Source organism: Prevotella conceptionensis 9403948 (assembly GCF_000312305.1).
GTDB lineage: Bacteria > Bacteroidota > Bacteroidia > Bacteroidales > Bacteroidaceae > Prevotella > Prevotella conceptionensis.
Genome location: NZ_HE999443.1, coordinates 231,717 through 240,301, shown reverse-complemented (window position 1 = coordinate 240,301; position 8,585 = coordinate 231,717). Strand labels below are relative to the sequence as shown.

The 8,585-nt window shown below is 49.5% G+C and carries 8 protein-coding genes; 7 read left to right on the top strand and 1 reads right to left on the bottom strand.

What is annotated here, in order from left to right:
- The first annotated feature begins 95 nt into the window (after positions 1-95).
- From BN93_RS00825 to BN93_RS18285, 7 genes are all read left to right on the top strand, one after another.
- Entirely contained in the window at positions 96-1,256 is a 1,161-nt protein-coding gene (locus BN93_RS00825; protein ID WP_044259326.1) for an MFS transporter, read from the top strand.
- 30 nt (positions 1,257-1,286) lie between these two features.
- Complete coding sequence (locus tag BN93_RS00820; RefSeq protein WP_019186454.1) at positions 1,287-2,168, top strand: carbohydrate kinase family protein; 882 nt, start codon at positions 1,287-1,289, stop codon at positions 2,166-2,168.
- 599 nt (positions 2,169-2,767) lie between these two features.
- Entirely contained in the window at positions 2,768-3,172 is a 405-nt protein-coding gene (locus BN93_RS00815) for a hypothetical protein (protein ID WP_019186452.1), read from the top strand.
- Positions 3,173-4,272: 1,100 nt separating this feature from the next.
- Positions 4,273-4,509 (top strand): acyl carrier protein, encoded by a 237-nt coding sequence (locus tag BN93_RS00810; protein WP_006947693.1) that lies wholly within the window; start codon positions 4,273-4,275, stop codon positions 4,507-4,509.
- A gap of 217 nt (positions 4,510-4,726) precedes the next feature.
- A complete protein-coding gene (gene fabF, locus BN93_RS00805; RefSeq protein ID WP_044259323.1) occupies positions 4,727-5,989 on the top strand; it encodes a beta-ketoacyl-ACP synthase II in 1,263 nt (420 codons plus the stop codon).
- Entirely contained in the window at positions 5,979-7,043 is a 1,065-nt protein-coding gene (gene rnc, locus BN93_RS16220) for a ribonuclease III (RefSeq protein ID WP_232211057.1), read from the top strand. Before fabF ends, rnc begins: the two co-directional genes overlap by 11 nt.
- Positions 7,040-7,360, top strand: coding sequence for a hypothetical protein (locus BN93_RS18285; RefSeq protein WP_044259319.1), 321 nt, complete (start codon positions 7,040-7,042; stop codon positions 7,358-7,360). Before rnc ends, BN93_RS18285 begins: the two co-directional genes overlap by 4 nt.
- Positions 7,361-7,492: 132 nt before the next feature.
- On the opposite strand, the gene gpmA is transcribed toward BN93_RS18285, so the two are convergent.
- Complete coding sequence (gpmA, locus tag BN93_RS00790) at positions 7,493-8,143, bottom strand: 2,3-diphosphoglycerate-dependent phosphoglycerate mutase (protein ID WP_316928597.1); 651 nt, start codon at positions 8,141-8,143, stop codon at positions 7,493-7,495.
- Positions 8,144-8,585 lie beyond the last annotated feature (442 nt).

Sequence of the window (8,585 nt, the reverse complement as noted above, 5' to 3'; positions counted from 1 at the left end):
CCAATCATTCTATCTTAACAAGTAAACAACAAGGCATATCCCTCCCCTCTGCCCTTGGAGAGGGGCTAGGGGTGAGGCCTTAAATACAAATAATTATGCGTAAATCAACCCAACTCACACTCATTCCCGTGATGTTCTGTTTCTTCGCCATGGGATTTGTCGACCTTGTAGGCATCGCCTCAAACTATGTCAAGGCCGATCTCAACCTTACCGACTCGGCCGCGAACGTCTTCCCGTCGCTCGTTTTCTTCTGGTTCCTCATCTTTGCCGTACCAACGGGCATGCTCATGAACAAGATTGGGCGTAAGAAAACAGTGCTAGTGTCGCTCGTTATCACCGTGGCCAGTTTGCTTTTGCCCCTTTTCGGCAACAGCTACACGCTGATGTTAATCTCGTTCTCGCTGCTGGGCATCGGCAATGCCTTTATGCAAACATCGCTCAACCCCCTTATCTCAAACATCATCAGTGGCGATCGCTTTGCAGCCACCCTCACATTCGGCCAGTTTGTAAAGGCCATCGCCTCGTTCATGGCACCCATTATCGCCGCTTGGGGCGCAGCAGCCAGCATCCCCCACTTTGGTTTGGGCTGGCGTGTACTCTTCCCCATCTACATGGTAATCGGCATCTTGGCCACCCTGATGCTGTCGGCCACGCCCATCGAAGAAGAGCCTATGAAGGATAAACCCTCTACCTTCATGGAAACCATCAAGCTATTGGGAACGCCTATCGTGCTGTTATCGTTCATCGGCATCATGTGCCACGTGGGAATAGACGTGGGAACAAACACCCACGCACCCAAAATTCTACAAGAACGACTGCACATAAGCCTCGACGAGGCAGGTTTTGCCACCAGCCTTTACTTCATTTTCCGTACCCTTGGCTGCCTTAGCGGCTCGTTCATACTGGCCAAATTCAACAACCGCGCCTTCTTCTACGTGTCGGTTTGCATGATGGCCCTTTCCATGTTGGGCCTAGCCGTGGGCGAAAGCAAGGCCGTTCTCTACACCGCCATCGCGTTGGTTGGTTTCGGCAACTCCAACATCTTCTCGCTCGTGTTCTCTCAAGCCGTGCTGTCCTTGCCCGACAAGAAGAACGAAGTGTCGGGCCTAATGATTATGGGACTGTTCGGCGGAACCATATTCCCCCTCCTCATGGGGCCTGCCAGCGATGCCGTTGGCCAATGGGGAGCCGCCGTTGTAATGGCTGTTGGCGTGGTCTACCTCTTTACTTACGGACGAAAGATTGGCGCAAAGTAAGCATACTTAACTAAAAACAACAAAGAAGATATGAAACGACTTATCGTTGGATTGGGCGAAGCACTCTGGGATGTGCTGCCCGAAGGAAAGAAAATAGGCGGCGCACCGGCAAACTTTGCCTACCATGCCGCGCAGTACGGACTAGACACCTTGGCCATTAGTGCCTTGGGCAACGATGCTTTGGGCGACGAAATAGCCCAGAAGTTCGCCGATAAAAAGCTCAACGTGCTGATGCCGCGCGTGCCTTTCCCCACAGGAACGGTGCAAGTTGAGCTCGATGCACAAGGCGTTCCCACTTACGACATTAAGGAAGGCGTGGCTTGGGACAACATCCCCTTCACCCCCGAACTTGAAGAAGTGGCCCGAAACTGCCGTGCTGTGTGCTGGGGTTCGTTGGCACAGCGCAACGAAGTGAGCCGCAACACCATTCACCGTTTCCTCGATGCCACCCCCAAAGACTGCCTTAAAATCTTCGACATCAACCTCCGACAAAACTTCTACAACGAAGAACTGCTGCTCGACTCGTTCAAGCGATGCGACATTTTGAAGATAAACGATGAAGAACTGGTTACCATTGGCCGCCTGTTTGGCTATCCCGGTCTCGACATGACCAACAAATGTTGGCTCATTTTGGGCAAATACGACCTCGATGCACTGGTGCTTACCTGCGGCGTAAACGGCAGTTATGTGTTTACCCCTGGTGCCATGTCGTTCTTAGAAACGCCCAAAGTGGAGGTTGCCGACACGGTTGGCGCAGGCGATTCGTTCACTGGCAGTTTCTGTGCAGCCTATCTCAGTGGCATTTCCGTTAGCGAGGCCCACCGCCTGGCCGTTGAAACCAGCGCATACGTATGCACACAAAACGGCGCAATGCCCACTATCCCCAAACATTTTATCGAAAGGATAAAATAAAGGGATTTGAAAATTGATGAACTAAGAAGTTGGCAAGGCCTTGTAAGCTGCTATTAGCTTTTCGGCCTTGTCATCTTCTTTATCCCAAACCAACAATATCCCCCCCACAAAAAAGATACGATATATTTGCTAAATAAACAGCAATAAGCCAACAACAAATCTTTCTATCAACGTAACGAAACAGTAAAAACAACCACGCTCTTTTACTTAGCAATGTATTTTACTATCAACTTATTATACCATTACAATACCAACAGACATCCTTATCTTCACATTAATAAAACAATTCATCCTTCTTTCAGTAAAATTTCTTCTCTTTTTCTTTTAAGTTAATCAAATTAGTTGTAACTTTGCGAAGTGAAAAGGCATAGTTATTCAACTGCGCCATCATGAAAAGTACAATCGGTTAAAAGGCAGCCTATGGCTCGGCCGCATAGAGAACCACCCATACCCAACACCATTAGCCGGCTAAACATCATTACTGCCCACCCAAATAGCCATCGCACACTAAGCGAAACCAGCCAAAAGCGTTCTACCTGCGTGGACAACTACAATCTAAACACTTTTATATTTATACCATAAACTAAAAACCAAACATCATGTTACACACTATCAAAAACCTATCGTTATGCGCCATGTTCGCATGCGTAGCCTTTGCATTCGCCGCTTGTAGCTCAGACGACGACAGAGACAACCCCGTTGTTCAGCAACTCATTGGTTCGTGGCAACCAATAAGCAATTGCAGTTCGTGCGGACAATCAAACACTTTTGAAACATGGTACAAAGACCTTACGTGGGACAAGCATACCATCGTTGACGGAAATACTGAATTGGTGCGCAAGGGCGACTTCGGCTGCAAAGAAAACATCCTACACCTGCGCAGTGTCTGCCCCAAAGGACACGACCTCAAAGAAATTGACTTTAAGGTTGAGATTAACGGAGACGTACTTACACTCACCGACTTAAAGACAAAGGTTACAACAAAATACAAACGTCGTAAGTAAGCATAACGCCTTTAACGAACATGTTTGTTCACCCTCTGCAATGCCTAGCAAACTTGGCATTGCTTGAAATCTGTGCCCTGCCTTTAACGGCAAGCAAGCCTTCCGTTGCTTGTGCTGCAACTGAAAACATAGCATAAACAACCACAAATCCATTGCCCGTTTTGTGCTGGCTGGCACAAATTCAGATGCTACACTAAACTCTCGCAAGCGAACAAATCATCCTTCGACTTATCCACTTGCGAGAGTTTAGTAGTGCTATTAAAAAGCGTACAGTTCCCCTCTCCCCCAGGAAAGGAGCTCGGGAGTGCGGCCCTATCGTCGTTGTCTTGCCGCACATACACCTTATATATTACGCGCGCACGCGCGAAGAACACATCACGAGGCCTGCATTTTGCCTTCCAAACGCGCATTTTTTACCTTTCGCCCACGCATTTTTTGCCCTCCCTCGCCCTTAATTCCCATTTCTATGCCCGCAAAAAGGGTATTTATGCCGACAAGCGGCAACGAGGAAAGACGGCTCTTGTGACCTTCCTTCCCCCTTTAACCCATCTGTAACACACGCATTCCACCCCACTTTATGCACGGCAAGCCAATGATTATGCAGCAGAAACACGATTGTGTTTCCTGTCCGTCGGGCCCACTGTCGCCGCGCGTTTTCTCCTGAACAAGTTCTTAAACATAAGCGCACTGACACCCGCGCACGGCAACGAGGTTACCAACGGCGACCCGAACAAGCTCTTCAACATAAGCGACTGACACCGATGTATAAACATGGGTTTGTTGCAGACACCCCAAAAGCCACTAAAACAAGCACTCCAAACAGCCTCTTTAAAAAAAACGGCACAAGCAAGAAAGGATAAATCGGTGAAATTCACCAAAAAATACGCCCCTCTCCGCACCCCACATCGTGCTTTAAAACACCTTTCTAAATCCTAAAAAGTAGTTAAAATCGCCAAAATCAATGCACAATTAGGGGGTATATGTGCAATTTAAGTTGCTTTTTTTAGCGAAATGCTTGTGAGTATGAATAAAAATGATTTCCTTTGCACCCGAAATTATCGGATGAAATTTATTTACAAACACTATTAAATTTTACAATTATGTCTGAAATTGAATCGAAAGTAAAAGCTATCATCGTTGACAAACTGGGTGTAGACGAAGCAGAAGTAAAGCCAGAAGCAAGCTTCACCAACGACCTTGGTGCAGACTCGCTCGACACCGTTGAGCTCATCATGGAGTTCGAAAAGGAATTCGGAATCTCTATCCCCGACGACAAGGCTGAGAAGATTGGCACCGTTGGCGACGCTATCGCTTACATCGAAGAAAACGCAAAGTAAAGTGACAAGCTTTTGGTTATGGCCTCTGGCAATGCCGGAGCCATAACCAAAATCTCTTAACTCAACATTTCCCCAAGGGGACTAACAACAAGGCCGACTTCAACTTTCGCATCAAGAGGGTGGAACAGCGAAGGTGCACGTGTTTTCATAACGACCTTTTCTTTTCCACTCAACGCGTTTGGTTGAAACGCCCTTAAAAGCAATATTTTTCATTTCAATGGAGTTAAAAAGAGTAGTAGTGACGGGTCTTGGAGCCGTTACCCCCGTTGGCAACACGCCCGAAGAGACGTGGGCTAACCTGTTGGCTGGTAAAAGTGGCGCAGCACCCATCACACATTTCGACGCCACCAATTTCAAAACCAAGTTCGCTTGCGAGGTGAAGAACCTCAACGTAACCGACTACATCGACCGGAAGGAGGCACGCAAGATGGACCGCTACACCCAATTGGCCATCATCGCGGCCATGCAGGGCATCAAAGACAGCGCGCTGGACTTGGAAAAGGAAGACCGTAACCGCATTGGCGTGATTTACGGCGTTGGCATCGGCGGTATCAAGACCTTTGAAGAGGAAGTTACTTACTATGGGCAGCACCTCGGCGAGGAACCCAAGTTCAACCCCTTCTTCATCCCTAAGATGATTGCCGACATCGCTGCCGGGCACATTTCCATCATGTACGGCCTGCACGGGCCCAACTATGCCACCACTTCGGCCTGCGCATCATCTACCAATGCTTTGGCAGATGCCTTCAATCTCATCCGTTTGGGTAAGGCCAACGTCATCGTCAGCGGTGGTGCCGAGGCTGCAATATGCGGCTGTGGCGTGGGCGGATTTAACGCCATGCACGCGCTATCCACCCGCAACGACGACCCCGAACACGCTTCGCGCCCGTTCAGCAAAAGTCGCGACGGCTTTGTCATGGGCGAAGGAGCTGGCTGCCTGGTACTGGAAGAACTGGAACACGCTAAGGCTCGCGGAGCTAAGATTTACGCAGAGATGGTTGGCGAGGGCGCAAGTGCCGACGCACACCACATCACGGCCAGCCACCCCGAAGGCCTAGGCGCCAAACTGGTGATGCAAAACGCAATGGAAGACGCCGGACTGAAACCCGAAGACATCGACTACATCAACGTGCACGGCACGTCGACACCTGTGGGCGACATCTCGGAGGCAAAGGCCATCAAGGAACTTTTCGGCGATGCAGCCTATAAACTCAACATCAGCTCAACCAAATCAATGACGGGACACTTGCTCGGAGCTGCTGGTGCAGTAGAGGCTATGACCACGGTGTTGGCCGTGCAGAACGACATCATACCCCCAACCATCAACCACGCCGACGACGACGTGGACGAGAACATTGATTATAACCTCAACTTCACGTTCAACAAGGCACAAAAGCGCGAGGTGCGTGCCGCACTGAGCAACACCTTCGGCTTTGGCGGACATAACGCTTGTGTTATCTTCAAGAAGTATGCTGAGTAATCTTATCGACAGGGTGAGGCTCCCTTTCCGTAAGGAAAAGGAGCTTTACTCGTCTTTATTTGAGATTCTTGGGTTTTATCCGCGAAACATTAGCTACTATAAGCTCGCCCTGATGCACAAAAGCGTAATGCGACGGGGGGCAAACGGCAAGCCCGTAAACAACGAAAGGCTTGAATTTCTGGGCGATGCCATACTCGACGCCATCGTGGGCGACATTGTTTACCGACACTTCCCCGGCAAAAGGGAGGGCTTTCTTACCAACACACGAAGTAAACTGGTACAGCGCGAAACGCTTAACAGGCTGGCGCAAGAGATGGGTATCAGCAGATTGATACTCTCCTCTGGCCACACTTCATCGCACAACAGCTACATGGGCGGCAACGCCTTCGAGGCTCTGGTGGGAGCCATCTATCTCGACCGCGGTTATTCCAGCTGCATGCGATTTATGGAAAAGCGCATCCTAGCCAAGATGATTAACATTGATAAGGTGGCTTACAAGGAGGTGAACTTTAAGAGTAAGCTTATTGAATGGAGCCAGAAAAACCGCGTAAAACTCGACTTTATCGTAAAAGAGCAGGGCAAGGACAAGAATGGTAGTCCCTTCTTCCTTTTCTGCGTTCACCTGGAAGGCGTTGAAGGATGCAACGGCCGAGGGTACAGCAAGAAGGAAAGTCAGCAGTTGGCATCGAAACTTACGCTCGAAAGGCTGAAAAAAGAGCCGCAATTCATCGACCGTGTGTTTGCTGCCAAGGCCGAACGAACAAAGAACGAGGACAGCGCAGAGGGCAACGACAAGGCTGCAACAACACAACTGCTGCCTGTAAAACCCGCAAACGGACCGCAAACGGCACCAAAAGAGTCGGCAAAGGCATCGGTAAAGGAGACGGCAAACGAGGCCAACAAGCCGAAAGCCAACCAGCCAACAGCCGAACACGCAGAACGTTCGGCCACCCAACACGCACCAACGAACGCCCGGAAGAACGCACCGCAGAAAAGAAGGCGGAGCGTGCTAACGAACGTAAGACACGTAATGATGCGCAACGCGATAAGGTGACAGACAAGCCCGAAGTGCCAAGCAGTGTCGAAGAAAAAACCAAGAAACAAGAAAGACGAACGAACGAAAAGGCGGAAGAAAAGCCGATGGAGGTGTTTAGGGACGACAAACCCAAAGACGAGCCAAAGGGAAAACGACAACGCCTGTATGCAGAACGGGAACCTGAAGAGCTAAGCGCAGAGACGCTTGACTTTGACGACGACCCCGAATTCGACCTCAGCCATATCACGGCTCGCCAACAGTCGCGCGAAGAAATCATCGCTGCGGCCGAAGCTGCCGCTTTCAGCGAAGAGCACACCGACAATCAAAACCAATGACGAACGCGTTGATAGGCGATGCCTTAAAAGCTGCACCCCAACCTTACTAAGAGAAGGTTGGGGTGCAGTTTTTTTATGGGATAGGCTTGCCGATGGCGTTAGCCGTACACCTAGCTCAGTTGTTTTTTCAAATTACTTCAAGTAATACTTGTTGGTTACCTTAAAGTCGTCGTCGAATTCGTAAACCAGTGGCGTACCTGTGGGAATTTCAACGTTGATGATATCCTCGTCGGAGATGTTCTCGAAATACTTAATGAGCGAACGCAGCGAATTGCCATGGGCAGCGATAAACACGCGCTTTCCTTCCATTACCAGAGGCTTAATCTCGTTTTCGAAGTAAGGAACGGTACGAGCGATAGTGTCTTTAAGGCTCTCGCACATGGGCACATCCTCAACGGGAACGTCGCGATAAGCGGGGTTTTTGCGAGCCGAGTAAACGTTATCCTCTTCCATTTGGGGCGGACGAACGTCGAAACTTCTGCGCCAGATGTGCACTTGCTCGTCGCCATACTTCTCTGCCGTCTCTTTCTTGTTGAGGCCAGAGAGTGCTCCATAGTGGCGTTCGTTCAGTCTCCACGACTTAATTACGGGCAACCACTCGCGTTCCATCACCTTAAGCGCAATCTGTTGCGTGTTGATGGCGCGTTTCAGGTACGACGTGTAGCACACATCGAAGTCAAGCCCGGCCTCTTTCATCAGTTCGCCAGCGCGTTTTGCCTCTGCCTTTCCTTTTTCAGAAAGTTCCACGTCTACCCAACCCGTAACAGGTTCTTTTGGTTCCACTCGCTTTCGCCGTGGCGAATAATCACTAGTTTTTTCATACGAAGTATTGTGTATTATATATAAATAATGTGTAAGCTTACAAACTACAAAATTATACATTATTACCCGCTTTGGCAATAGCAAGCAATGGGGCACTGGTGAAAAATAGTTAAAAAGGGCGGCCTACACGAACGAAACCGCCGAAAGGCCTTTACCGAGAACGCATTGCGCTCCCCACGCCCTTCCGTTGCCCACGCAACGGCATCGGCAAGTCTTTTACATCAAACAGCCAACCACCGCAAGCCGTAACGCAACCATGCACACCCAAAGCCGCCTTACTCTTTCAGCAGTCGCTCTTCTTCCAAGTCTATGCGGTGAATAAAGTGGCGTATAATCTCCTCGTCCACCCTTTCATTCTCGTTATTCAACTTGTTGAGCCACAGGCGCTGTTCGTTCAGTATGT